This window comes from Serratia proteamaculans (assembly GCF_008830365.1).
GTDB classification, from domain to species: Bacteria; Pseudomonadota; Gammaproteobacteria; order Enterobacterales; family Enterobacteriaceae; genus Serratia; species Serratia proteamaculans.
This window is the reverse complement of the sequence record NZ_WBKI01000004.1, coordinates 255,655-279,799: the sequence shown is the minus strand read 5'-3', so window position 1 is coordinate 279,799 and position 24,145 is coordinate 255,655. Positions and strand designations below refer to the sequence as shown.

Below are 24,145 nucleotides of genomic sequence, written 5' to 3'. Positions count from 1 at the left end.
GCCGTTAGGGTTTGCTGTTACGGATCGGCTTGCGTGGCGGCTTATTGGACGGCGTACGCTGACGGGTGATGTCAGTGTGCTTGGTCAACGCCGGACGAGTATGGCGCTGCAAGCGCTTGGCTTCACGCTGTTCGTCAATGCTTGGCGCCGGCACCAGGCACTCGCGACGGCTACCGATCAGGTGCTTCATGCCCATCTCTTCCAGCGCAGTACGGATCATCGCCCAGTTGGCCGGATCGTGATAACGCAGCAGTGCCTTGTGCAAGCGACGCTGACGATCACCCTTCGGTATCACCACATCTTCACTCTTGTAACCAACCCGGCTCAACGGGTTTTTACCGCTGTAATACATGGTGGTGGAGTTGGCCATCGGTGATGGGTAGAAGTTCTGCACTTGGTCGAGGCGGAAACGGTTTTTCTTCAACCACAGCGCCAGGTTCACCATATCCTCATCGCGGGTACCCGGATGCGAAGAGATGAAATACGGGATCAGGTACTGCTCTTTGCCCGCCAGCTTGGAGTAATGATCAAACAGTTGTTTAAACCGATCGTAGCTGCCCATGCCCGGCTTCATCATTTTCGACAGCGGGCCTTCCTCGGTGTGTTCCGGAGCAATCTTCAAATAACCGCCCACGTGATGGGTAGCCAATTCTTTGATATAGCGCGGATCTTCTACCGCCAGATCGTAACGTACCCCTGAGGCGATCAGGATCTTCTTGATGCCCTCAAGCGAACGCGCACGGCGATACAGCTTGATGGTCGGCTCGTGGTTGGTGTCCATGTAGGTACAGATTTCCGGATACACGCACGAGGCGCGGCGGCAGGTCTGCTCTGCGCGCGGGTTGGTGCAGCGCAGCATGTACATGTTGGCCGTCGGGCCGCCCAGATCGGAGATCACGCCGGTAAAGCCCGGCACCTTGTCACGGATCTCTTCGATTTCACGAATAATAGAGTCTTCCGAACGGCTCTGGATGATGCGCCCTTCATGCTCGGTGATCGAACAGAATGAACAGCCGCCGTAACAGCCACGCATGATGTTGACCGAGAAACGGATCATGTCATAGGCAGGAATGGTTTCCTTGCCATAGGACGGATGCGGAATACGCTGGTACGGCAGGGCGAACACGCTGTCCATTTCCGGCGTGGTCAGCGGGATAGCCGGTGGGTTGATCCACACGTAGCGGTCGCCATGTGGCTGCATCAGCGCACGGGCACAGCCCGGGTTGGTTTCATGATGTAAAATACGCGAGGTATGCGCGTACAGCACCTTGTCGGCCTTCACCTTTTCGAAGGACGGCAGCAGCACGTAGGTTTTTTCCCACGGCTTCGGCTTGGCAGCACGCACGGTGACTGGCTTGGCTTCCGGCTCCGGCTTGCCGCCGTCGGCGCACGGCAGGTCATCACCGTAAGGGTTGGGAATAGGCTCAATGCGGCCCGGTTTGTCCATACGGGTAGAATCCACGCCGGTCCAGCCTGGCAATGCGCCCTTGCGCATCACTGCGGTATTACGGATATCGTGGATCTCACTGATTTTTTCGCCGGCAGCCAGACGGTGTGCCACTTCCACCAACGGACGTTCACCGTTGCCGTAGATCAGCATGTCGGCTTTGGAATCCACCAGCACCGAGCGGCGCACGGTATCCGACCAGTAATCGTAGTGAGCGATGCGACGCAGGCTGGCTTCAATGCCGCCCAGTACAATCGGCACATCTTTATAAGCTTCTTTACAGCGTTGGCTGTAAACCAGCGTGGCGCGATCCGGACGCTTGCCACCCACGTTGCCGGCGGTATAGGCATCATCGTGGCGCAGTTTGCGGTCAGCGGTATAGCGGTTGATCATCGAGTCCATGTTGCCGGCGGTGATGCCGAAAAACAGGTTCGGTTTGCCCAAACGCATGAAATCTTCTTTATTGCTCCAGTCCGGCTGCGCAATGATGCCCACGCGAAAGCCCTGCGCTTCCAGCATGCGGCCGATAATCGCCATGCCAAAACTTGGGTGATCGACATAGGCGTCACCACTGATAATGATCACATCGCAGCTGTCCCAGCCCAGTTGATCCATCTCTTCGCGCGACATCGGTAAAAACGGCGCGGTGCCATAACATTCGGCCCAATAAGGCTTATAGGAAAACAATTCACGGTCGGGTTGGATCAGGCTGGTCGTGCTCATTCTGGTGCTCTTTCACAGGTTAATTAATCGCCGGGCGGCGATTATACGCACTAGTGGCAAAAAGAGCATGGTTATTTCACACATCAGCCACATCTCGGGGCTGGAGGCTGGAGGCTGGAGGCTGGAGGCTGATGAGATTTGAAACCACTGATTTATGGGGGTTGCAGGCTAAAACGTAATATCCGCCAACAGAACTAAAATGGGCACAAACGATATGCGCCCATATTTTTTAATGCGCCCGCTGTATTGGGCCAGGGCTTTCCTCCGGCCGATGCTGATAGTTAAAGGTCAGCGCAAAAATCACGCCCAGTACCAGCGTATATAAAGCGAAGATCAACCAGATACTCTGCCAGTCTTTAACGCCGTTATGGGTGAAGAAATCCACCACTTCACCGCTGGCAATCGCCCCCAGATAAGCGCCAATGCCATTCACCATGGTCATAAACAGCCCCTGCGCACTGGCACGAATACGGTGATCCGCCTCTTGCTCCACGAAGATAGCCCCGGAGATATTAAAGAAATCAAAGGCGCAGCCGTAGACGATCATCGAAAGCAGCAGCAGGACAAAGCCGAAACCGATCGGGGTGCCATAGGCCAGGAACAGGAAACGCAGCGTCCAGGCCGCCATGCTGATTAGCATCACCTGTTTGATGCCATATCGGCGCAGGAAGAACGGGATGGTGAGGATGAAAAACACCTCGGATATTTGTGACAGTGACAACAGCACCGCCGGGTATCTGACGCTTATGCTGTCCTGATACAGCGGATTATTGGCGAAATCGTGCAGGAACGGGTTGCCGAAGGTGTTAGTGACCTGCAGTGCCGCCCCCAACAGCATGGCAAACAGGAAAAACAATGCCATGCGCCGTTGGCGGAATAACACCAGTGCATCCAGCCCCAACACGCTGAACCAGCTTTTCGAATTTTCCACCTTACTGGTCGGGCAATTCGGCAGCGTCAGCGAATAACCGGCCAACAGCAGAGACACCCCGGAGGCCAGATACAGTTGCATATTGCTAAGTTCAATTCGGCTAAAACCGATCAGCCACATCGCCACAATAAAACCGACGGTGCCATACACCCGCACCGGCGGGAAATCCTTGACCGTATCGTAACCGTGCTTTTCCAGGCAAAAATAGGAAATGGCGTTGGAAAGCGCAATGGTCGGCATATACACCATGGCGTTGAACAGCATCACCCAAAACATCAACATCGGTTGTTCAACCTGGGCGGCACAGTACAGTGCACCCGCGCCGAGCAGATGACACAGCGCATACAGGTAATTGGCCTTGATCCAGCGATCGGCAAGAATGCCCGCCAACCCCGGCATAATCAGCGCGGCGATGCCTTTGGCGCTGTATACCATACCCACCTGCAGCCCGCTGAAATGCAGGGTGTTAATCATGTAAGATCCCAGCGTGACCAGCCAGGCTCCCCAGATAAAGAACTGCAGAAAGACCATCACCTTCAGTCGCGTTTTTATTGCCATCACCATCACCTTATTATTCTGATTAAAACGATGATTCGCACGGCAGGGATCCCGCCCCCTGCCGCGAGGGGTTTTACAGCATTACAGCGTTTTGAAGAACTCACGGATCAGGCGCATAAAGTCCTCGGCCGCCAGCGCTGCACAGCTCAGCGTTTGCTCATGGGACAGCGGCGTATCCGACAGCCCTTCGGCGTAGTTAGTCATCGCGGACACCACCAGCACTTTCAACCCACAGTGACGCGCCGAGAGCACTTCCGGCACGATCGACATGCCGACCACGTCGCAACCCAGCGTTTGCATCATGCGAATTTCAGCCGGAGTTTCGAAGTTAGGCCCGGTGTAAGCGGCAAATACCCCTTCTGCCAGCGGAATGCCCACGCTTTCCGCTACCTGAGCCAACTGACCGCGCAGCTCGCGATCATAGGCGTTGGCCAGGCTGAAGAAACGCGGGCCAAAACGCTCGTCGTTATCGCCAACCAGCGGCGACTCAGGCATAAAATTGATGTGATCGGTGAGGGCTACCAAGCTGCCCGGTGCCACCGATTGGCGCAAAGAACCGGCAGCATTGGTGGCCAGCAGGAATTCACAGCCCAGCAGCTTGAAGGTGCGTACGGCGGTGGTCATCACCTGCATGCCACGACCTTCGTAATAGTGGCCGCGCCCCTTCATGCACAATACCGGCACGCCCTCCAGCCAGCCGGCAACCAGTTGCCCGGCATGGCCCACCACGCTGCTGACGGGGAACCCTGGCAGCTCTGCGTAGTCGATGGTCAGAGTGTCTGTCATCACCTCCGCCAGTGCGCCCAGCCCGGACCCCAGAATCAAAGCAGCGCGCGGCTGGAAGCCCGGCAGTCGGGTGCGGATCACTTCAGCACAGGAAAAAGCATCTTCTTGATTAAACATTGTATTCTCTTCTATGAGGGGGAGGTGATCCCCATAGTAGAGAGCGAGGAGCAGCGGCGACCAATACATTATTGGCCGCCGATTTATTCCATTTACCTATAAATTGGTAGCCACAGGAGGTCATCATCAGCATCAAACAGCCCAAACCCCTGCCCGATCCCAGCCGGATTAATTTCCGTCTGCTGCATTATTTCCGCGTGGTGGCGGAGGAGATGAACTTCACCCAGGCGGCACTGCGGCTGAATATTTCGCAACCGCCGCTCAGCAAACACATCAAAGAGCTAGAGAGCCAGCTGGGCGTGGAACTGTTCAAACGCACCACCCGCTCGATGGCGCTAACGCTGGCAGGCCGCACGCTGTTGCAAAACGTAGAAATGCTGCTGGATCAGGCCGGGCATGCGCTGAACCAGGTGCAACAACTGGGCCGTGGCGAGGCCGGGCATATGGTGGTTGGCATGGTCGGCACTTCGGTTTGGGGTGGGCTGATACCGGCGCTGAAGCGCTTTGCCGGGCAAGCGGCCAACGTCACCTGGGCGTTAAACGAGCTGACACCCAGCCAGCAGATCACTGCGCTGCAAAAACGTCATATCGATATTGGTGTTTGGCGCGAGGCCAGGCAGCAGGTACTGCCGGGGTTGGCGAGCCAGTTGCTGGCCCGGGAGAATATTGCGGTGGTGCTGCCGCTGGACCACCCGCAGGCGCAGGCTGAAAGCCTGCCGCTCGCCGCGCTGCGACATGAAAAATTCATTGTGCTGCCGCCGCACGAGGCCAGCCTGGGCCTGTATCTGCATAACCTGTGTTTACAGCAGGGTTTCAAACCGGATATCGCCTATCAGGTCAACGAACCGCAAACCCTGATGGCGCTGGTGGCAGAAGGCTATGGCATCACGCTGCTGCCGGACAGTTACGGCCGTATTCCCTGGCCCGGCGTGCGTTTTTGCCCGCTGCAGCAGGCACCGTCAGCGGATCTGTACGCCATTTATCATGCCGACAGCGCAACGCCGGTGGTGCTGGCGTTTCTGGAGATGCTGCGTGCGGCTCCCCAGGATAAGCCTCTGCAACCAACTTAAAGCGCAGGCTGCACCATAAACTGGCCTGCGCTGCCGCGATCCGCCATCTCCAGCGTTTGGCTGTAGAACAGGAACGGGAAATGCTCCGAAGTGGACTGATTGAAGTAGACCAGCAGCTCGACGTCGCCGTCGACCCATACCGTGTCCTTCCAGCCGCGATCTTCCGCCATCGGCTGCGCGCCGTTGACCCGTTTCACCAGGAAGCGTACGCCCTGAATATGGAACGCCTGCGGCGTATCCGCATGGATATTCCAGCGCTCCCAACTGCCCTGCTGGGTTTGTACATCGATACGGTTCATATCCCAGACGGCCCCGTTGATCCCCGCCTGGCTGTCGCCCAGACGGAATTCGCGGGTGCGGCTAACGCTGCCGTCCAGCAGTTCATCCGCCAGTAAACGCATCGGCAGATTGTCGGTTACCAGCGGCAGCAAACCGGTCGGTTTCAGCGTCAACACCTGGGTGGAAACCAGGATGCTGGAAGGCTCAATCAGGCCGCGCAGGCGATCCATAATGCCCGCAGCTTCACCGGCACTGATCGTCACCTCATCACCTTTCGACATATCGATCAGCACCTCGCGGCGCTCACCCGGTGCCAGCGAAAGCTGTTGCACCGCTACCGGTGCCGGCAGGAAACCCTGATCGCTGGAGATCACGTTTAGTGGCCGACCGTCACTCAGTTGCAGCATGTAGCGACGTGAGTTGGAAGCATTAAGCAGACGCAGGCGCACCCAACCGCGTGAGACTTCGACAAAGGGGTTTTGTACACCGTTAACCAACAGCGTATCGCCGACAAAGCCGCCCTGCGACGGGGGGTCATATTCCGGTGTGCCGAAGTTATCCAGCCGCTTGTCCTGAATGATCAACGGGAAATCATCAACGCCATAGTGGTTCGGCAGCGGCAATGCCTTGCTGACTTCATCCTCAACCAGCCACAGCCCGGTCAGGCCGTTGTAAACATGCGGGGCCATGCGGTTGGGCGTGCTGGCGTGGTACCAGCAGGTAGCCGCACTCTGGCGGATAGGCAACACCGGTGACCAGTCAACGTTGGGAGACATCATGCGCGGCGCGCCCCCGGTCAGGGTACCCGGCACCTGCAGACCGCTGATGGTCATCGCCACCGGCTCTGGCAGGCGGTTGCTGTAGATCAGTTTGACGTCATCGCCGTTGTAAACCCGCACCGTCGGCCCAAGGTACATGCCGTTAATGCCCCACACCGACGTCTTGCGATTATCCATAAATGCCCAGTGGGCGCGCTGCAAGGTTAAAAACAGCGGCTGACCGCGGCGGGACTCCAGCAACGGGGGAATAGGTAATGGGGTCTGCATTCCGCTCGCCTCAGCCCTCAGCGGCACGGCTCCTGCGCACAGCGCCAAGCCCGATGCCTGAATAAACTGACGTCGACTGAGTGACATATTTTCTCCATGAAAAGAAATGATTAAACCCTGTGCAAAAACCGGGCCCCTGTTAATCAGATTAGCAGGAGCCCAGTCGCTAACGGCGTTTGACGCCGTTTAAAAGTTCATTCTTTGAAGCCGGTAGGGATATTATTTTCCGGCCGCATTGCGCTGGGCAACTTCCGCGTCCAGCTCGGCAATTTTCGCCAGCATCAGCTCATGGCAACGTGCCGCCAGCTCACGCACATTTTCTCTACTGTAATTGCTGATATCGATCGGCTCCATCACCTCTACGATCGCATGACCGTTATTCCAACGGTTAAGATTAATTTTACCGCTGGTGGTGGAGACGCAGATTGGCACAATCGGCACCCCGGCAGCGATAGCCGCGTGGAATGCACCGGTTTTAAAGGGCATCAACCCACGTCCGCGGCTGCGGGTGCCTTCAGGGAACATCCAGACCGAAATATCACGTTTTTTAAACTGTTCGGCCACCTGGGCAATGGTGCCGTGCGCTTTGGCGCGGTTATCACGGTCAATCAGCAAGTTACCGGTCACCCAATACAATGGGCCGAAGAACGGGACCCACAGCAGGCTTTTTTTACCCACGGTCACGGTACGTGGTTGTACCGCTTTGGCGGCCGTCACCATATCGTAGTTATTCTGGTGGTTGGCAATATAAATGCAGTTGCCATTTTTGGCTGCATCGGCCGGCACGCGGACTTCCACTTTCAGACCAAATAGCCCGGACAGGCGGCCAAACAAATGACCGAACGTCGCCACATGGCGGGGATCTCGGGGACGGAAAAATAAACAGTAAATAGAACCGAAAATGCACACCAGCAGACAATACAGGGTGGCGAGCACGGCACGTAAAATTAATAACATAACAACCTCATTAGCACACTGCCGGCGCAGCCTGAAACGCTGCGCAGATCCCTTTACTCATTCTTTGATTGCAGGGTTCGAAAACCTCCCTGCCTTTTTTTGCTATTTTCCCGCCAGCCGCCGAAACGCACAATAATTTTATGCCGGGAAATGTTAACTATTTGAAAATAATTGCCGCCGGCGGGAAATAAAGCGGGCGCAGCATGCTGCGCCCGAGGGGTTATCCTGCCGTTACAAGCTTACTCTTCGCTGTCGCCGGTAGGCGCACGCGCCGGAGCATCGACCTCTACGCGGTCGATTCGCTGCAGGCCTCGTGGCAGTGAGGTACCTTTACGGCCACGTTCCGCGCGGAATTTCTGCAAATCTTCCGGACGCAGCGTCAGCTTGCGTTTACCCACGTGCAGGGTCACAGAGGTTTGCGGCGGCAGCACGAACAGCCATGTCAGCTTGTCTTCACCGGTTGCGGCCTGGGCCGACGGGATAGAAACAATCTTGTTACCCTTGCCCTTCGACAACTGCGGCAGGTCGGCAACCGGGAAGAACAGCATGCGCCCGGCGGCAGTGATCGACAGCAGCATGTCATCGTCACCGTGGATTTCCATCGGTGCCAGCGCTTTGGCATTATCCGGCAGAGTAATCATTGCCTTGCCGGCACGGTTACGCGCCACCAGATCGTTGAAGGTACAGACGAAGCCATAGCCAGCGTCGGAGGCCATCAGCAATTTCTGGTCGTCAGGGGCCATCAGCACTTGCTCAATGGTCGCACCCGGCGGTGGCGTCAGCTTGCCGGTCAACGGCTCGCCCTGCCCACGTGCCGAAGGCAGCGTCAGGGGATCCAGTGCGTAGCTGCGCCCGGTGGAGTCGATAAACACCACCGGCTGGTTAGTCTTGCCGCGTGCCGCACTGCGGTAGCTGTCACCGGCCTTGTAGCTCAGGCCGCTTGGATCGATATCGTGGCCCTTGGCGCTGCGCACCCAGCCCATTTCAGACAATACGATGGTCACCGGCTCCGACGGCACAAAATCGTGCTCGCTCATCGCCTTGGCTTCTGCACGCTCGGTAATCGGTGAGCGGCGATCGTCGCCATAAGCCTGCGCATCGGCCTGTATCTCTTTCTTGATCAGGGTGTTCAGCTTGCGCTCAGAGGCCAGCAGCGCCTGCAGTTGATCGCGCTCCTTGGCTAACTCATCCTGCTCGCCGCGGATCTTGAATTCTTCCAGTTTCGCCAAATGGCGCAGTTTCAGCTCGAGGATCGCTTCGGCCTGAGTATCGGAAATGCCAAAACGCTGCATCAGCACCGGCTTGGGCTCGTCCTCGCTACGGATGATGTGGATCACTTCATCGATATTGAGGAATGCCACCAGCAAACCTTCCAGGATGTGCAGGCGTTTCAGTACTTTTTCCAGACGGTAATTCAGGCGACGGCGTACCGTATCGCGACGGAATGCCAGCCACTCGGTGAGGATTTCCACCAGCCCTTTCACCTGCGGGCGGTTGTCCAGACCGATCATGTTCATGTTGATGCGGTAGCTGCGTTCCAGATCGGTAGTGGCAAACAGATGATTCATCACCTGATCCAGATCGATACGGTTGGAGCGTGGCACAATCACCAGCCGCGTAGGGTTCTCGTGATCGGATTCATCACGCAGATCTTCGACCATCGGCAGCTTTTTAGCGCGCATCTGGCTGGCAATCTGCTCCAGCACCTTGGCGCCAGAAACCTGGTGCGGCAAGGCGGTGATCACCGCGCTGCCGTCTTCTTTATTCCAGACGGCGCGCATACGTACCGAACCGCGGCCGTTCTGATAAATTTTGCGGATTTCTTCACGCGGGGTAATGATCTCGGCTTCGGTCGGGTAGTCCGGGCCCTGTACGAACTCGAGCAACTCTTCCAGCGAAGCGCCTGGCTTGTCGATCAGCGCCACTGCAGCTGCGGCCACTTCACGCACGTTGTGTGGCGGAATATCGGTAGCCATACCCACCGCGATACCGGTGGTGCCGTTCAGCAGGATGTTGGGCAGGCGGGCCGGCAACATCTTCGGCTCCTGCATGGTGCCGTCAAAGTTTGGCACCCAGTCAACGGTCCCCTGACCCAACTCGGCCAGCAGCACCTCCGCGTATTTGGACAGGCGGGATTCGGTATAACGCATCGCGGCGAAGGATTTAGGATCATCCGGCGCCCCCCAGTTCCCCTGGCCGTCTACCAGCGGATAGCGATAAGAGAATGGCTGCGCCATCAACACCATGGCTTCATAGCAGGCACTGTCGCCGTGCGGATGGTATTTACCCAGCACATCACCCACGGTACGGGCAGATTTTTTGAATTTGGCGCTATTGTTCAGCCCCAGCTCAGACATGGCGTAGATGATGCGGCGTTGTACCGGCTTCAAACCGTCACCAATGTACGGCAACGCCCGATCCATGATGACGTACATGGAATAGTTCAGATAGGCGTTTTCAGTGAATGTGTGCAGCGGTAAACGCTCTACACCGTCATGAGTCAGATCACTCATTACTCAATTATCCTCAGACCGTGGCTTGGCAATCCCTGGACGACAAAGGGTTGATTCTGTCCGCGATAGTAACTCATCAGCGGGGTGGCTGTCACAGATGGCGCAGCAATCATCCGGCGTGGCCGGTTCATCTGCCGATTTTATGCAAAATTTCGCTATTCCACGGCGCATTTATTGACTCACAGTCAACACTGTTGTGCGCTGGATCCCATTTTTACTTACATTGCTAAGCATTACACTCCCTGTCAGCGAAATGTTTTCCGCCCCCTGGCGCGGAGGGCATCATAGACTTTAACTCTGACAGGTGCCGTGAAAGATGAGCAATATCCTGATTATCAATGCTAAAAAACAGTTCGGTCATTCTAACGGAGAACTCAACCAAACGATGAGCGACGTAGCGGAAACCTATCTGCGCGATGTGCAGCACCAGGTACAAGTCACCGTGGTCGACGACGGCTACGACATCGAAGCCGAAGTGCAAAAATACCTGTGGGCCGACGTGGTGATCTATCAGATGCCCGGCTGGTGGATGGGCGAGCCGTGGATCCTGAAAAAATACATTGATGAAGTGTTCACCGCCGGGCACGGCAGCCTGTATGCCAGCGATGGTCGCACCCGCTCCGACGCCGGCAAAAAATACGGTTCAGGCGGCCTGATCCAGGGCAAGAAGTACATGCTGAGCCTGACCTGGAACGCCCCGCTGGAAGCCTTTACCGACCCGGAACAGTTCTTCCACGGCGTCGGCGTTGACGGTGTCTATCTGCACTTCCACAAGGCCAATCAGTTCCTGGGTATGGAAGCGCTGCCGACCTTTATCTGTAATGACGTGATTAAACAACCGGATATCGACAGCGACATCGCACGTTATCGCGAGCATCTGGCCGAAATTTTTGCTTAACTGGCACTATGCACGTCAATCAATGAGGTAGTGATGATCACCGTAATTGCAGAAATCAAAACCAAACCGGGCCACCGTGAAACGGTCCTGAAGGCGATTGAGAAACTGATCCCGCTGGTGCTGGCAGAAGACGGCTGTAGTGAATATACGCCAATGATCGACAGCCACACCCAGGCGCCATGGCAGAAACTGTCGCCGGACTCGGTGTTTATGCTGGAGAAATGGGCCAGCCAGGCGCACCTGGAAAAACACCTGGATATCGCTCACATGCACCAGCATCGTGACACCATCAAAGACAGTGTGCTGGGCGTGACCATTCACGTACTGGGTAACGCACTGTAATCCCTCTGAGGGGCTGCCCTATGGCCCCTACAGCGTCTGCGCATCAATATGCGCACTGACGTAGTCGAGAAAACAGGTAATACGCGCCGCCAGTTGGGTATTGCGGTAATACACCGCATTAATCGGCTGGCGCACATCTAACGTCTCCTGCTCCAGCAACGGCACCAGCCGCCCGCTGCGTTGATCGTCACGCGTCATAAAATCAGCCAACTGCACGATCCCTTCGCCACGCAACGCCAACTGCCGCAACGTTTCACCGCTGGAGGCCGATATTGTCGGCGTGATGGCAAAATGCTGCGCTTGCTGATAACGCAACGGCCACAGATTGAGTGATTCCGGCTGAGTGAAACCAAGCAGGCAGTGATCTCGCAGCGCTTCGACGCTGGTAGGAGTGCCGTTACGTGCGAGGTAATCCGGACTGGCGAGAACACGTAAACGGCTGGCACCCAACAGGCGCGCATGAATGGTCGAATCCCGCAGCGCACCGATGCGAATGGCAATATCGGTGCGTTTCTCCAGCAGGTCGATAATCAGGTTGTCGGTATTCAGTTCCAGCTCAATTTGCGGATAACTTTGGCGAAAGCCAGCCACCAACGGCACGATCACGTGTTCCATAAAAGGGGCGGCAGCGTTGACCCGCAGCTTGCCGGCCGGGATCAGCCTGCGCAACGCCATCTGTTCTTCGGCGTTCTCCACCGAGCGGATAATTTCGCGCGCATGACTGAGGAAGTTTTGGCCTTCTTCGGTCAGCTCCAGCCGACGCGTGGTGCGGCGCATTAAAGTTGTATCGAGTTTTTTTTCCAGCCGACTGAGCGCGCGGCTGATACCGGAGGTCGTCTGACCGAGCTGTTCGGCGGCGGCCGTGATAGAGCCGCTGTCAACGACGGTGGTAAACGCCAGTAATTCTTCGAGGGTGATTTTCATGCATTCCGCCCAAAGTCATCGGGCGCCGCATGCAGCGCCTGCGGGAAGAAAGCCCGGCGGGGAGCCGGGCCTGTCGGTCAGGCAGACAGCTCGGCCATATCGCCTTTGTCCTGCAGCCAGTTGCGGCGGTCTTCGGAACGCTTCTTGGCCAGCAACATGTCCATCATCGCCAACGTCTGATCCACGTCCTCATCGCTCACCGTCAACTGCACCAGACGGCGGGTGTTCGGATCCAAGGTAGTCTCACGCAATTGCGGCGGGTTCATCTCACCCAGCCCTTTAAAGCGCTGAACGTTTGGCTTGCCCTTTTTGCGTTTCAACTGTTCCAGCACGCCGGCCTTTTCTTCTTCATCCAGCGCGTAGAATACCTCTTTGCCAAGGTCAATGCGGTACAGCGGCGGCATCGCCACATACACGTGACCGCCCTTCACCAACGAACGGAAGTGGCGTACAAACAGCGCGCACAACAGCGTGGCAATGTGCAGGCCGTCGGAGTCCGCATCCGCCAGGATACAGATTTTACCGTAACGCAGTTGGCTGAGATCTTCGCTGTCCGGATCAATACCGATTGCCACCGAGATGTCGTGCACTTCCTGCGAAGCCAGTACTTCATCCGAGGAGACTTCCCAGGTATTCAGGATTTTGCCTTTCAGCGGCATGATCGCCTGATATTCACGATCGCGTGCCTGTTTGGCTGAACCGCCCGCCGAGTCCCCTTCCACCAGGAACAGTTCGGTCATGTTCAGATCCTGCGAAGTACAGTCGGCCAGTTTACCCGGCAGTGCCGGACCGCTGGTCAGCTTCTTGCGCACCACTTTTTTGGCGGCACGCAGACGGCGCTGGGCGCTGGAAATAGCCAGCTCGGCCAGCTGTTCCGCCGCCTGTATGTTCTGGTTCAGCCACAGGCTGAAGGCATCTTTCACCACGCCGGAAACAAAAGCCGCACACTGACGTGACGACAGACGCTCTTTGGTCTGCCCGGCGAACTGCGGATCCTGCATCTTCACCGACAGCACGTAGGCGCAACGGTCCCAGATATCTTCCGCGGACAGCTTCACGCCGCGTGGCAGGATATTGCGGAATTCACAGAACTCGCGCATGGCGTCCAGCAAGCCCTGACGCAAGCCGTTAACGTGGGTGCCGCCCTGCATGGTCGGGATCAGGTTGACGTAGCTTTCGGTCAGCAGTTCACCGCCTTCCGGCAGCCACAGCAGTGCCCAATCTACCGCCTCGGTATCGCCGGCAAAGTTGCCGACAAACGCCGCTTCCGGCAGGGTGATCAGGCCGTTAACCGCTTCCATCAAGTAATCGGTCAGGCCGTCCTGATAGCACCAGCGTTGCTCGGTGTTGTTCAGCTTGTCGATGAAGTAGATTTCTACCCCAGGACACAGCACCGCTTTGGCTTTCAGCAGGTGGCTGAGACGCGAGACAGAGAAACGCGGGCTGTCGAAGAACTTCTCGTCAGGCCAGAAATGGATGCTGGTGCCGGTATTGCGTTTGCCGCAACTGCCGGTCACCGCCAGATCCTGCACCTTGTCGCCATTTTCAAAGGCAATGCTGTAGACATTGCCGTCGCGCTTGACGTTGACTTCTACCCGGGTCGACAGGGCGTTAACCACTGAAATCCCCACGCCGTGCAGGCCGCCGGAGAACTGGTAGTTTTTATTGGAGAATTTACCGCCCGCGTGCAGACGACACATGATCAACTCAACCGCCGGTACGCCTTCTTCAGGGTGGATATCCACCGGCATACCTCGGCCGTCATCGATCACTTCCAGTGACTGATCGGCGTGCAGGATCACGTCGATGCGCTTGGCGTGACCGGCCAACGCTTCATCGACGCTGTTATCTATCACCTCTTGGCCGAGGTGATTGGGGCGCGTCGTGTCGGTATACATGCCGGGACGACGGCGCACTGGTTCTAGACCGCTGAGTACTTCAATGGCATCAGCGTTATAGCTGGATTGAGTCATCGTTGAGTTTTTCGTGGTTAGTAAGGAAGGTGCCGGAACCGTCTGCTCAGACAGCGTTTAGCCCTAAAAAATCCACAATCTGGGGGAAGTAATGCTCGAAACCGACGAAGGCGTGGTTTCCACCCGACTCCACCGTCTGTCGGCATGCGGTGTAATAGGCGACCGCTTGCCCATAATCGAGAATTTCATCGCCCGTTTGTTGCAGCAACCAGATTAAATCCGGTGACTCCAAGGGATCGATCTGCATCGTTTTCAGATCGTAAACGTGACGAGACTCTAACACATATTGCTGGCCGGTGTAGGGGTTCTCGTTTTTGCCAAGGTAGTCAATCAGCAGTTCAAACGGCTTCACAGCAGGGTTAACCACTACCGCCGGCAGTGAAAAACACTGCGAAAGCCAGGTTGCGTAGTACCCGCCCAGTGAGGAGCCGACCACGCCTATCGTCTGCCCGGCTCGCTCCATCACCATGTTCTCGATCATTTCTGCCGCCTCCGCCGGGAACACCGGCAGTTGGGGCACCAGGACTTCGATATGCGGATGATGTTCAGCCAGCCACGCCTTGAAAGACGTTGCCTTGGCCGAGAACGGCGAGCTGTTAAAACCGTGCAGATAGAGCAGTGTAGAAGGCATCAATACCCATCCGAATCCATGTCGGGGCGGAAAACCTGCGTCTCGACGCGGCCGTCCGGCAGCAAATCAAGATAGCGCCAGCCGGGTGAAACCTCGTCGATAGTGAAATTGGTACAATGCGGTTTGAACTGCACGCAGGTGGACGGCGATGCCAGCAGCCGCCTGCCCTGCCACTCCAGATCCAGCTCCTGGTGAATATGCCCGCACAGCAGGGTATTCACTTTCGGGTAGCGCAACAGCACCGCGCCCAGCGTATGCGGGTTGCGCAGGCTGTGTTGATCGAGCCAGGTGCAGCCGGAAGGCAGCGGATGGTGGTGCAACAGCATTAGGGTATAGCGATCGGGATAGGCTTGCAGGCAGCGCTCCATCCACTCGAGCTGATATTCGCTCAACTCACCGTGCGGCACGCCGAAGACCTGGCTGTCCAGCAACAGCACCTGCCAGTGATCGCCCACCAGCACCTGTTTTGACGGGGCAATTCCGGCGTCGGCCAGTGCATCGACCATCGCCGGCTGAAAATCATGGTTGCCCGGCAGCCAAACGCAAGGCGCCGGCAACCGTGCAATACCTTCGGCAAAATGCCGGTAGGCAGCCAATGAATGATCCTGTGCCAAATCACCGGTGGCGACGACCAGATCAAAATCACGCTGCTGCGCCAGGATAGCGTCCAACACCGCGTGATAGCTGCGATAGGTATTGATGCCAAGCAACGTCTCATTTTCGCCGGCAAAAAGGTGGGTATCTGTTATTTGCAGGATCCTGACCCTGGCCCCACTTGCCACGGTCGGTTTAAACAGGCTTTCCAAATGGTGTCCTTTGTTATCTCAGTCTGTTTAACAAACCGGAACCGCCATTGCTCCATGCGCCAAACAGTAGCGCAACCAATCAGCAAGAAACTGGTTAATTTGATGCTTTTCGTCGCGTTGATGCAACTTTTTGTTGGGATAATCATAACGTGCTTTAAAGCGATAGATCTGCTGACTTGAACACACTTCCGCAACCATCGCGTCATGATACAGCCGCACCGTCATCGCAGGCAGGCTCCAGTAACTGACTGCCGGGACGGTCTGTTCGATCTGCACCAGCGAGGTATAGCGGGTGGATTCAATAATGGTCAGACGATAACTGGCGCCGTTCACCTGATAAGTCACCGTTTCACCCACTTCGTCATTGCGCGGCAGCAAGCGGCGCAATTGCGCGAAGTTGGTTTCGCACAATCTCATCATTTCGGGGAAATCAGGGGTATAGCGCTGTTTCATTAATTGGCCCACTCTTTTTTTAACGATTCATGGTGCAACGCCAGCCACTGCAATGCAATCACTGATGCCGCGTTATCAATCGCACCCTCTTCAACCCAACGGTAAGCCTGTTCGCGGCTGACCACATGGACCCGGATATCTTCATGCTCGTCGATCAGTCCATGGATGCCTTCCGCCGTAGTCGCGTCCACTTCGCCCACCATAATTGACAAGCGCTCGCTGGTACCGCCAGGGCTGGCCAGGTAGCTCAACACCGGCTTGCAACGCCCGACCACGACGCCGGCCTCTTCCTGCGCTTCACGGCGGCACACGTCTTCAACACTCTCGCCGGTTTCGATCATGCCCGCCACCATTTCCAGCAGCCAGGGTGATCTACTGGTATCGACCGCAGCGATCCGCAGTTGTTCAATCAACACCACCTCGTCGCGCACCGGGTCATAGGGTAGCAACACCGCAGCATGCCCACGCTCGAAAATTTCGCGTTTAATTTCGGGACCCATGTCACCGTTGAACAAGCGGTGGCGAAAACGATATAAATTGAGTGAAAAAAAACCACGATAAAGCGTCTCACGTGCAATAATTTCTACATCATTTTCATCAAAAGTAACGGGCGACGGTTGCGAGTGGCTCATAAGTGAATTCTCCTGCGTGAGTATGCCGATAAAATAAACAGTTTTGATGACAGAAACGGCGGGATAATCTTCCGCGGCTTTATGATAGATTGTGAGCCATGATATCAGGTGTGACGTGTGCGACCAGTTGAACTAAGGTAAACAGGCGGCCTGAAAGGTAAAAGTTACGCGAGATGGCACATTCAGCCAACTCAGGCGTACAACAGACTCTGCTAGAATCGGCAACTATTTCGTCTATCGTCAGCTAACTCCGCAATATTGCTGCACAACAAGGAATGCAAATGAAGAAACTGCTCCCCCTTCTTATCGGACTGAGCCTGGGCGGCTTCAGTGCAATGAGCCAGGCAGAGAACCTGCTGCAGGTCTACAAACAGGCCAGGGAAAGTAACCCGGATCTGCGCAAAACCGCCGCTGACCGTGACGCCGCATTCGAAAAAATCAACGAAGCACGCAGCCCGCTGCTGCCGCAGTTGGGTTTGAGCGCCGGTTACACTTACACCAATGGCTACCGTGACAGCAAAGATGCCAACAGCGATGCCACCAGTGGCTCCCTGGCGTTGACCCAGACTATCTTCGACATGTCCAAATGGCGTGCGCTGACGCTGCAGGAAAAAACCGCCGGCATTTCCGACGTGACTTTCCAGACCTCGTCACAGCAACTGATCCTCGATACCGCTACCGCCTATTTTAACGTGCTGAGCGCCATCGATACGCTGTCCTATACCCAGGCGAACAAACAAGCGGTTTATCGCACCCTGGACCAGACCACCCAGCGCTTTAACGTGGGCCTGGTCGCGATCACCGATGTGCAGAACGCCCGTTCGTCCTACGATACCGTGCTGGCGGCCGAAGTCACCGCCCGTAACAACCTGGACAACGCGCTGGAAAAACTGCGTCAGGTCACCGGCACCTTCTATCCGGAACTGGCCTCGTTGAATACCGACCGTTTCAACACCAAACGCCCGGATGCAGTCAATAATCTGCTGAAAGAAGCCGAAAGCCGTAACCTGAGCCTGTTGTCCGCTCGTCTGAGCCAGGATCTGGCCCGTGAGCAGATCCGTTCCGCACAGACCGGCTATATGCCTACCGTCGACTTCAGCGCTTCCACTGCGGTTAGCAATACCAATAACAGCGGTTCACGTAACATTACGCCGGACAGCGATATTGGTCAGAACAAAGTGGGTCTGAGCTTCAATTTACCGCTGTACAGCGGTGGCCAGACCAACTCGCAGGTGCAGCAGGCGCAGTACAACTTCGTTGGCGCCAGCGAGCAACTGGAAAGTGCCCACCGCAGCGTAGTGCAGACCGTGCGTTCTTCGTTCAATAACGTGAACGCCTCGATCAGCAGCATCAACGCCTACCAACAAGCGGTAGTCTCTGCTCAGAGTTCATTGGATGCGACCGAGGCCGGTTACCAGGTCGGTACCCGTACCATCGTCGACGTGCTGGATGCCACCAGTACGCTGTATAACGCCAAGCAACAGCTCTCCAGCGCGCGTTATACCTACCTGATCAACCAACTGAACATCAAGTCGGCGCTCGGTACCCTGAACGAGAACGACCTGATGATGCTGAATGGCGCATTGGGTAAACCAATTTCTACTTCGCAAGACGTGGTAGCACCACCGACTACCGCACAGGACGCTTACGCTGAAGGCTATAACGGCAACGCCCCTGCACCGCAAACCTCCGCGCCAGTTACTGCTGCTCCGGTTGCCACCCGTGCCTCAGCGCCGGCGACCACCACCAGCCAGCCTGCACGCAACAGCGGTAACCCATTCCGTAACTGATGGATTTACGCCGCTGAATACGGGGTACGGCTTCTGCCGCACCCCATTTTTTTTGCCGGGTCATCGGTTCTGCCCAACGCCTCACAGCCCTTCCCCCACCCTGGAGTGGTATCATCCAGGTTATCGCTTTATCTCGTCTGGATGGGATCCGATGGAGAACACGTCAAGCTGGCAACGCCTGATCGAAGGTGACCTGCCCCCCGCGCAACGCCCTGCGCCGGCAATCTATGCTTCCTGGTTGCGTTGCCGCAGCCTGATGCAGCCCGCGGTGTGGAAAGCGCCCCACTGCGCACTCGGCGCCACCTTTAATTCCATCTGCCAGCGTAAGAATGACCTGCTAACACTCGGTCAGGCGGCGCTGGAAGACGCCTGCGAATACATGGAACAGCGCCGCTGCCTGCTGATGATCCTCGACGAAAGCGGCTGCATGCTGTGGCTGTGCGGCGATGCCCCAACGCGCGAATGCCTGCAGCTATTGGGTTTTACCCCCGGTGCCTATTGGGCCGAGGGGGACATCGGCACCAACGCGCCATCATTGGCGGTAGCCGAGGGCCACCCGATGCAGGTGCGCGGCAGCGAACATGTACGCCAGGCGCTGCACGACTGGTCATTCTGCGCCACGCCGGTTTACGACAACAGTGGTCGTCAACGCGGTTCGATTGCGCTGGGCTGCCGGTTGGCCGACTGCGCCGCTGGCGATCTGTCACTAACGCTGGCGCTGGCACGCGAGATCGGCAACTCCCTGAACGCCGACAGCCTGCTGGCAGAATCCAACCGCCACCTGAACCAGCTTTATGGCCTGCTCGACGGGGTGGATGACGGCGTCATGGCCTGGGACCATCGCGGTTACCTGCAGTACATCAATCAGCGCGCCGCTTCCTTGCTGAAGCTGGATGAGCAACAAAGCCAGGGCAAAGCGCTGACCCAGTTGCTGACGCTGCCCGCCCTGCTCAACCGCGCCATCGCCCAGCGGCAGCCGTTGCAGCACGTTGAGGTCACCTTTGAAAGTCAGCGGCAGTTTATCGCGACGCTGTTAACCCTCAAGCCAATCTTCGACGGTGAGCGCTGCAGCTTTATCGCCCTGCTGCATCCGCTCGAGCGGATGCGCCAGTATGTCAGCAGCCAATTGGGGCGCGTCAGCCACAGTTTTGAACAGATGCCTTCCGCCTCGCTGGAGATGCGCCGGTTGATCCGTTATGGCCAGCAAGCCGCTAAGGGCCAGCACCCGATCCTGCTGTGCGGTGAGGAAGGTGTCGGCAAGGAGTTACTCAGCCAGGCAATCCACAACGCCAGCGACCGCGCCGCCGGGCCTTATATCGCCCTCAACTGCCAGTTGATGCCGGAAGCGCAGGGGTTGCGTGAGCTGCTGGGCAGCGATGCCAACGAGGAAGAAGCGGGCCAACTCAGCAAGTTTGAACTGGCCAACGGCGGTACGCTGTACCTGGAACAGATCGAGTATTTACCGGCGGAGATGCAGTCGGCGCTGTTGCAGGTGCTGAAAACCGGCGTAGTGATGCGGCTCAATTCCAACCGGGTAATCCCGGTCGATGTGCGGGTGATCGCCAGCAGCGCCGCCGATCTGCCGCTGTTGGTGCAGCAGAATCGTTTTCGCCGCCAGCTGTTTTACAGCCTGCAGGCATTTGAGATCCAGATACCCTCGCTGCGCCAGCGATTGAGCGATATTCCGCTGCTGGTGAAGCACCATCTGCGCACGCTGGAACAGCATTTTCAGTGCCGTTTCCGGGTAGATGATGAGGTGATGGCCCAGCTCGGATTGTATCTGTGGCCTGGCAACGATCTGGAACTGAAGGGGGTGGTGGAGCGCACCGCGATGATGTGTCACGGCCACCACCTGCAACTGGCGGATTTACCTGAACACCTGCTCAGCCACCAGCCACTGCTGGAAAGTGAACCACAACCGGGCATGCCGCTGTTGACGCTGGCGGAGATGGAACGACAGGCGATCATTCGCGCAGCCAATGTCAGCCGCGGACAGTTGAACGAGATGGCGCAGTTGCTGGGCATTGGCCGCACCACGCTGTGGCGGAAAATCAAACAGTATCAGATTGATATCCGCCAGTTTAAGCTGCGCGCCTGAGGGTGCAATCAGTGGCTGAGTTGCAGCACACCACGCGCCGCGTCCAGCATCGCTTTCTGGCCGTTGCGGGTTTTGCTCATGCAGTCGTTCATCCCCACCACCATCGGCATACCCATCGCTTTCGCCAGGATCGCACTGTGCGACAGCGCATTGCCACCGCTCAGGCAGATGCCGAGCACCAGACGACGGTCGAGCATCACCACGTCTGACGGCATCAGTTCGTCCATCACCAGAATGGACGGCGCGGTCAGCGTAATCACCGGCAACGGCTGCTGTTGCAGATGACTCAGGGTGCGACGCAGCATATCGCGCACGTCCAACTCACGCGCCCGCATATATTCGTCGTCCAGTTCGCGATACTCCCCGGCAATGGCTTCCATCTCCTGCTGCCAGGCCTGCTCGGCACTGCATTGTTGGCGGGCGATGCGGGTATAGGCCGCCTGCTGCAGATCCGGGTCGTCCAGCAGCATACTGTGAGCACCGAAGATTGCCGCCTGCGGTTTGCCAATCAACGAGCCAGTGCGCTCCGCCAACCGGTTCAAATCACTCAGCGTGTGCTGCAATGCCTGACGTAGCCGCTGTTGTTCGTTCAGTACGTCGTCTGCACCAATAGTACGCTCGACCTCCGTCGGCCAGAAGCTGATCGCCTGCCACACCGGGCCACTGGTCACGCTTTCAGCCACCGGAATACCGTGTAATGAAGGCAGGCTCTGCTCGGAAACCGTTTCACCAAAGTGCTGCTCTGCCAGCGCGCTAAACGCCGCCAGCGCCTGATCGGCCTGCGGCCCGTCGGCAATCAGCCGGATGGTGTCGCCGTGGCGCACCAGCAAAAGCGCCAGTTGGTTAAGGCTACGCGGATTGGCGCACTGACCCTGCTTTTCCAACACCAGTTCGGCATCGAACGGGGCCAGCGTTTCTGCCAGTCGGGCGGCAGGACGAGCATGCAGGCCATGCGGGTTCTGCACCGTCCAACTGACGCTTTTCCCCTGTGTCAGCGGCAACTCAACGCTTTTGGCCACCGGCGTGGTGGCTTCCCCCAACTGCGCCTGTTTGGCCTGCAATGCGCCCTGCGCCTCGGCCAGTACCTGTTCCAGCCCGGCTCCGGCATTGGCGGCCACCACCGCGGCCAGCGTCCCTTCGACCAGCGGTGCCGAACACAGCCGGACTTTGGCGGCCAACGACGGATCCAGCAGATCGATGGCGGTTTCGGCGCTCAGCAGCGCGCTGCCCAAATCCATCAGCACCACAATGCCCGCACTCTCAGCCACCGACTCAATGGCTTCCATCACTTTGATTGCATCGGTGCCTATCGGATGATCCGCATCATCGACACCCGCCGCCAGCACCAGTTTACAGCCGTCGCCGCGCATCATCTGCAACGCCAGCTCTTCAACCCCGCGCGCCAACAGCGCGCTGTGTGAAACTACAACGATATTGATCATCTCGCCTCCTGCTATTGGCCGGCGACCGCTGCCAGCGTTTTCATCATCAACATCACCGAGGTGGCCCCCGGATCCTGATGACCGATGCTGCGTTCACCCAGGTAACTGGCCCGCCCTTTGCGCGCCTGCATGGTGATGGTGCTTTCAACCGCCTGCTCCGCCCGTTCACTGGCACGCTGCAGAGCCTCCGCCACGCTTAACTGCTGCTGGGCCGACTGGCCAAGGCTTTCCACTACCGCCCACCAGGCATCGCACATGGTTTTATCACCCGGCTCCGCCTTACCGCGCATCACCACACCTTCGACGCCCTCTTGCATCATTTGATGCAGCTCCGCCAGATCCAGGCTCTGTTTGGCGTTGGCCGACTGTGCGGCACGAATAAAGAAGGTGCCGAACAGCGGACCACTGGCTCCCCCCACGCTGGACAGCAGCGTCATGCCGGTGTTCTTCAGAATAAAACCGATGTCTTTGTCCGCCACCGAAGGCAGTTTTTCTACCACCTTGTTGAAGCCGCGGTTCATGTTCAGCCCGTGGTCGGAATCGCCGATCTCGGTATCCAGCTGGGTTAGAAAATCACGCTGCTGGGTAAACACCTCACCACAGCGCATCAGCCAGTCGACCACTTGTTGTTTGGTTAACGCCATGATTCCTCCTCAGCAGCCCCAACGCAGCGCAGGTGTTTTCACCGGCGCATCCCACAAGGACAACAGTTCGTCGTCCACTTTCAGCAGCGTGATCGAGACCCCTTGCATGTCCAGCGACGTGCAGTAAGAGCCCACCAGGCTACGCTCAACGATCATTCCCGCCTCGGCGCAACGCTCCGCCAGCCGGTGGTAAACGCCATACAGCTCGGACAGCGGCGTCGCCCCCAGGTTGTTCACCAGTGCAATCACCCTGTCGCCACGCGTCAGTGGCTTTTTGGTCTGTACTTCATCGCGCCATTCACCCTGCTGACGATCCCAGATACGGATAGTGCGCTGGTAGTGACCATGGTCGATCAGGGTATGGAACATGTCGTCCACCGCCGCATTAAGGGTGGTGAACGGGCGTCGCGCAATGCCTGGCTCGCCGTGAATACCGACGCCGAATTCCATCTCGTTTTCCGCCAGCACGAACGAAGGTTTACCGGCCGCCGGCACGGTACAGGCACCCAGTGCAATACCGATCGAATGCCCGTGATTATTGATGCTGTGCCCCAGCGTCACAATGCTATCCAGATCGTCGCCGCGCGCCGTTGCCGCACCGAGCAGTTTCTCCATCAGCACGGTATTGGCCACCCCGCGTCGTCCGGCGGTGAACAGGCTGTCTTTAACCGCCACATCATCGTCCACCAGCACCGTCGCCACCTGGGTTCCGCTGTCGTGCAGCAGTTCGGTCGCGGTCTCAAAGTTCAAGATGTCGCCGGTGTAGTTTTTAATGATCAACAGCACCCCGGCACCGCCGTCGATCGCCTGGCCGCACTCGTACATTTTATCCGGCGTGGGCGAGGTGAAAATTTCTCCCGGGCAGGCACCGTCCAGCATGCCTTCGCCGACAAAACCGCAGTGCATCGGCTCGTGGCCGCTGCCACCACCGGACAGGATCGCCACCTTGCCCGCGACCGGCGCATCGGCACGGGTGACAAACACCGGCTCCTGATGCACCAACAACTCTGGGTGCGCCTCTGCCAACCCCAGCAGTTGCTCTTCCAGTACCGACTCAACTTTATTGATCAGTTTTTTCACGGTTA

At 57.4% G+C, this 24,145-nt stretch carries 20 protein-coding genes; 5 read left to right on the top strand and 15 right to left on the bottom strand.

All coding sequences use genetic code 11. The features are described 5' to 3' along the window. Positions 1-4: 4 nt before the first annotated feature. The 3 genes from F8R23_RS17155 to xapA all read right to left on the bottom strand — a co-directional run bounded on the left by F8R23_RS17155 (position 5) and on the right by xapA (position 4,562). Positions 5-2,170, bottom strand: a complete 2,166-nt coding sequence (locus F8R23_RS17155; RefSeq protein WP_129938874.1) for a YgiQ family radical SAM protein — start codon at positions 2,168-2,170, stop codon at positions 5-7. A 229-nt stretch (positions 2,171-2,399) separates the two neighbouring features. After that, the gene (locus F8R23_RS17150; protein ID WP_151415843.1) at positions 2,400-3,659 is read right to left on the bottom strand and encodes a nucleoside permease; all 1,260 of its coding nucleotides are present in this window, start codon (positions 3,657-3,659) and stop codon (positions 2,400-2,402) included. An 81-nt stretch (positions 3,660-3,740) separates the two neighbouring features. Further along, the gene (gene xapA / locus F8R23_RS17145) at positions 3,741-4,562 is read right to left on the bottom strand and encodes a xanthosine phosphorylase (protein ID WP_085119244.1); all 822 of its coding nucleotides are present in this window, start codon (positions 4,560-4,562) and stop codon (positions 3,741-3,743) included. Between the two features lie 149 nt (positions 4,563-4,711). On the opposite strand from xapA, the gene F8R23_RS17140 reads away from it, so the two are divergent. Further along, positions 4,712-5,632, top strand: a complete 921-nt coding sequence (locus tag F8R23_RS17140) for a LysR family transcriptional regulator (RefSeq protein ID WP_269814076.1) — start codon at positions 4,712-4,714, stop codon at positions 5,630-5,632. Here F8R23_RS17140 and ftsP read toward each other — a convergent pair. The 3 genes from ftsP to parC all read right to left on the bottom strand — a co-directional run bounded on the left by ftsP (position 5,629) and on the right by parC (position 10,427). Further along, the gene (gene ftsP, locus F8R23_RS17135; protein ID WP_099063281.1) at positions 5,629-7,044 is read right to left on the bottom strand and encodes a cell division protein FtsP; all 1,416 of its coding nucleotides are present in this window, start codon (positions 7,042-7,044) and stop codon (positions 5,629-5,631) included. The genes F8R23_RS17140 and ftsP overlap by 4 nt on opposite strands. Before the next feature lie 132 nt (positions 7,045-7,176). Further along, positions 7,177-7,914, bottom strand: a complete 738-nt coding sequence (locus tag F8R23_RS17130) for a 1-acylglycerol-3-phosphate O-acyltransferase (RefSeq protein WP_129937289.1) — start codon at positions 7,912-7,914, stop codon at positions 7,177-7,179. A 239-nt stretch (positions 7,915-8,153) separates the two neighbouring features. After that, a complete protein-coding gene (gene parC, locus F8R23_RS17125; RefSeq protein ID WP_129937288.1) occupies positions 8,154-10,427 on the bottom strand; it encodes a DNA topoisomerase IV subunit A in 2,274 nt (757 codons plus the stop codon). 316 nt (positions 10,428-10,743) lie between these two features. Here parC and F8R23_RS17120 point away from each other — a divergent pair, with 316 nt between their 5' ends. Together F8R23_RS17120 and F8R23_RS17115 are read left to right on the top strand one after the other, a co-directional pair. Beyond that, on the top strand, positions 10,744-11,325 hold the full coding sequence (locus tag F8R23_RS17120; RefSeq protein ID WP_112347038.1) for an NAD(P)H-dependent oxidoreductase: 582 nt from the start codon (positions 10,744-10,746) through the stop codon (positions 11,323-11,325). 33 nt (positions 11,326-11,358) lie between these two features. Further along, positions 11,359-11,667 carry a putative quinol monooxygenase gene (locus F8R23_RS17115; protein ID WP_099063399.1) on the top strand — a complete coding sequence of 103 codons (309 nt, stop codon included), beginning with the start codon at positions 11,359-11,361 and terminating at the stop codon, positions 11,665-11,667. Positions 11,668-11,694: 27 nt separating this feature from the next. Here the strand turns inward: F8R23_RS17115 and F8R23_RS17110 are convergent, their stop codons facing one another. The 6 genes from F8R23_RS17110 to nudF form a co-directional block, all read right to left on the bottom strand. Next, positions 11,695-12,591 (bottom strand): LysR substrate-binding domain-containing protein, encoded by an 897-nt coding sequence (locus F8R23_RS17110; protein WP_129938873.1) that lies wholly within the window; start codon positions 12,589-12,591, stop codon positions 11,695-11,697. A 77-nt stretch (positions 12,592-12,668) separates the two neighbouring features. Next, on the bottom strand, positions 12,669-14,564 hold the full coding sequence (parE, locus tag F8R23_RS17105) for a DNA topoisomerase IV subunit B (protein ID WP_012146962.1): 1,896 nt from the start codon (positions 14,562-14,564) through the stop codon (positions 12,669-12,671). Between the two features lie 46 nt (positions 14,565-14,610). Beyond that, positions 14,611-15,195, bottom strand: coding sequence for an esterase YqiA (yqiA, locus tag F8R23_RS17100; protein ID WP_099063276.1), 585 nt, complete (start codon positions 15,193-15,195; stop codon positions 14,611-14,613). Then, complete coding sequence (gene cpdA / locus F8R23_RS17095) at positions 15,195-16,001, bottom strand: 3',5'-cyclic-AMP phosphodiesterase (protein ID WP_151415842.1); 807 nt, start codon at positions 15,999-16,001, stop codon at positions 15,195-15,197. The genes yqiA and cpdA overlap by 1 nt, the downstream gene beginning before the upstream one ends. Positions 16,002-16,028: 27 nt before the next feature. Beyond that, positions 16,029-16,454: a DUF1249 family protein gene (locus F8R23_RS17090; RefSeq protein ID WP_129938872.1), complete on the bottom strand. Its 426-nt coding sequence runs from the start codon at positions 16,452-16,454 to the stop codon at positions 16,029-16,031. Further along, positions 16,454-17,086 carry an ADP-ribose diphosphatase gene (gene nudF, locus F8R23_RS17085; protein WP_151415841.1) on the bottom strand — a complete coding sequence of 211 codons (633 nt, stop codon included), beginning with the start codon at positions 17,084-17,086 and terminating at the stop codon, positions 16,454-16,456. Before nudF ends, F8R23_RS17090 begins: the two co-directional genes overlap by 1 nt. A gap of 281 nt (positions 17,087-17,367) precedes the next feature. Here nudF and tolC point away from each other — a divergent pair, with 281 nt between their 5' ends. Together tolC and dhaR are read left to right on the top strand one after the other, a co-directional pair. After that, positions 17,368-18,876: an outer membrane channel protein TolC gene (gene tolC / locus F8R23_RS17080; protein WP_129938871.1), complete on the top strand. Its 1,509-nt coding sequence runs from the start codon at positions 17,368-17,370 to the stop codon at positions 18,874-18,876. 151 nt (positions 18,877-19,027) lie between these two features. After that, positions 19,028-20,974, top strand: coding sequence for a dihydroxyacetone kinase operon transcriptional regulator DhaR (gene dhaR / locus F8R23_RS17075; protein ID WP_129937284.1), 1,947 nt, complete (start codon positions 19,028-19,030; stop codon positions 20,972-20,974). 8 nt (positions 20,975-20,982) lie between these two features. Here the strand turns inward: dhaR and dhaM are convergent, their stop codons facing one another. The 3 genes from dhaM to dhaK are packed head-to-tail and all read right to left on the bottom strand — an operon-like array spanning position 20,983 to position 24,140. Then, complete coding sequence (gene dhaM / locus F8R23_RS17070) at positions 20,983-22,416, bottom strand: dihydroxyacetone kinase phosphoryl donor subunit DhaM (RefSeq protein WP_151415840.1); 1,434 nt, start codon at positions 22,414-22,416, stop codon at positions 20,983-20,985. Positions 22,417-22,427: 11 nt separating this feature from the next. Then, positions 22,428-23,060 carry a dihydroxyacetone kinase subunit DhaL gene (gene dhaL, locus F8R23_RS17065; RefSeq protein WP_112347049.1) on the bottom strand — a complete coding sequence of 211 codons (633 nt, stop codon included), beginning with the start codon at positions 23,058-23,060 and terminating at the stop codon, positions 22,428-22,430. Positions 23,061-23,069: 9 nt separating this feature from the next. Then, a complete protein-coding gene (dhaK, locus tag F8R23_RS17060) occupies positions 23,070-24,140 on the bottom strand; it encodes a dihydroxyacetone kinase subunit DhaK (protein WP_129937281.1) in 1,071 nt (356 codons plus the stop codon). Between the last annotated feature and the right edge of the window lie 5 nt (positions 24,141-24,145).

Coding starts and splice junctions, on each gene's coding strand:
- F8R23_RS17110 (WP_129938873.1), bottom strand. CDS start 12,591: ATGAAAATCACCCTCGAAGAATTACTGGCGTTTACCACCGTCGTTGAC.
- yqiA (WP_099063276.1), bottom strand. CDS start 15,195: ATGCCTTCTACACTGCTCTATCTGCACGGTTTTAACAGCTCGCCGTTC.
- F8R23_RS17130 (WP_129937289.1), bottom strand. CDS start 7,914: ATGTTATTAATTTTACGTGCCGTGCTCGCCACCCTGTATTGTCTGCTG.
- F8R23_RS17115 (WP_099063399.1), top strand. CDS start 11,359: ATGATCACCGTAATTGCAGAAATCAAAACCAAACCGGGCCACCGTGAA.
- parC (WP_129937288.1), bottom strand. CDS start 10,427: ATGAGTGATCTGACTCATGACGGTGTAGAGCGTTTACCGCTGCACACA.
- F8R23_RS17155 (WP_129938874.1), bottom strand. CDS start 2,170: ATGAGCACGACCAGCCTGATCCAACCCGACCGTGAATTGTTTTCCTAT.
- parE (WP_012146962.1), bottom strand. CDS start 14,564: ATGACTCAATCCAGCTATAACGCTGATGCCATTGAAGTACTCAGCGGT.
- dhaL (WP_112347049.1), bottom strand. CDS start 23,060: ATGGCGTTAACCAAACAACAAGTGGTCGACTGGCTGATGCGCTGTGGT.
- dhaM (WP_151415840.1), bottom strand. CDS start 22,416: ATGATCAATATCGTTGTAGTTTCACACAGCGCGCTGTTGGCGCGCGGG.
- nudF (WP_151415841.1), bottom strand. CDS start 17,086: ATGAGCCACTCGCAACCGTCGCCCGTTACTTTTGATGAAAATGATGTA.
- F8R23_RS17120 (WP_112347038.1), top strand. CDS start 10,744: ATGAGCAATATCCTGATTATCAATGCTAAAAAACAGTTCGGTCATTCT.
- ftsP (WP_099063281.1), bottom strand. CDS start 7,044: ATGTCACTCAGTCGACGTCAGTTTATTCAGGCATCGGGCTTGGCGCTG.
- F8R23_RS17090 (WP_129938872.1), bottom strand. CDS start 16,454: ATGAAACAGCGCTATACCCCTGATTTCCCCGAAATGATGAGATTGTGC.
- tolC (WP_129938871.1), top strand. CDS start 17,368: ATGAAGAAACTGCTCCCCCTTCTTATCGGACTGAGCCTGGGCGGCTTC.
- F8R23_RS17150 (WP_151415843.1), bottom strand. CDS start 3,659: ATGGCAATAAAAACGCGACTGAAGGTGATGGTCTTTCTGCAGTTCTTT.
- dhaR (WP_129937284.1), top strand. CDS start 19,028: ATGGAGAACACGTCAAGCTGGCAACGCCTGATCGAAGGTGACCTGCCC.
- xapA (WP_085119244.1), bottom strand. CDS start 4,562: ATGTTTAATCAAGAAGATGCTTTTTCCTGTGCTGAAGTGATCCGCACC.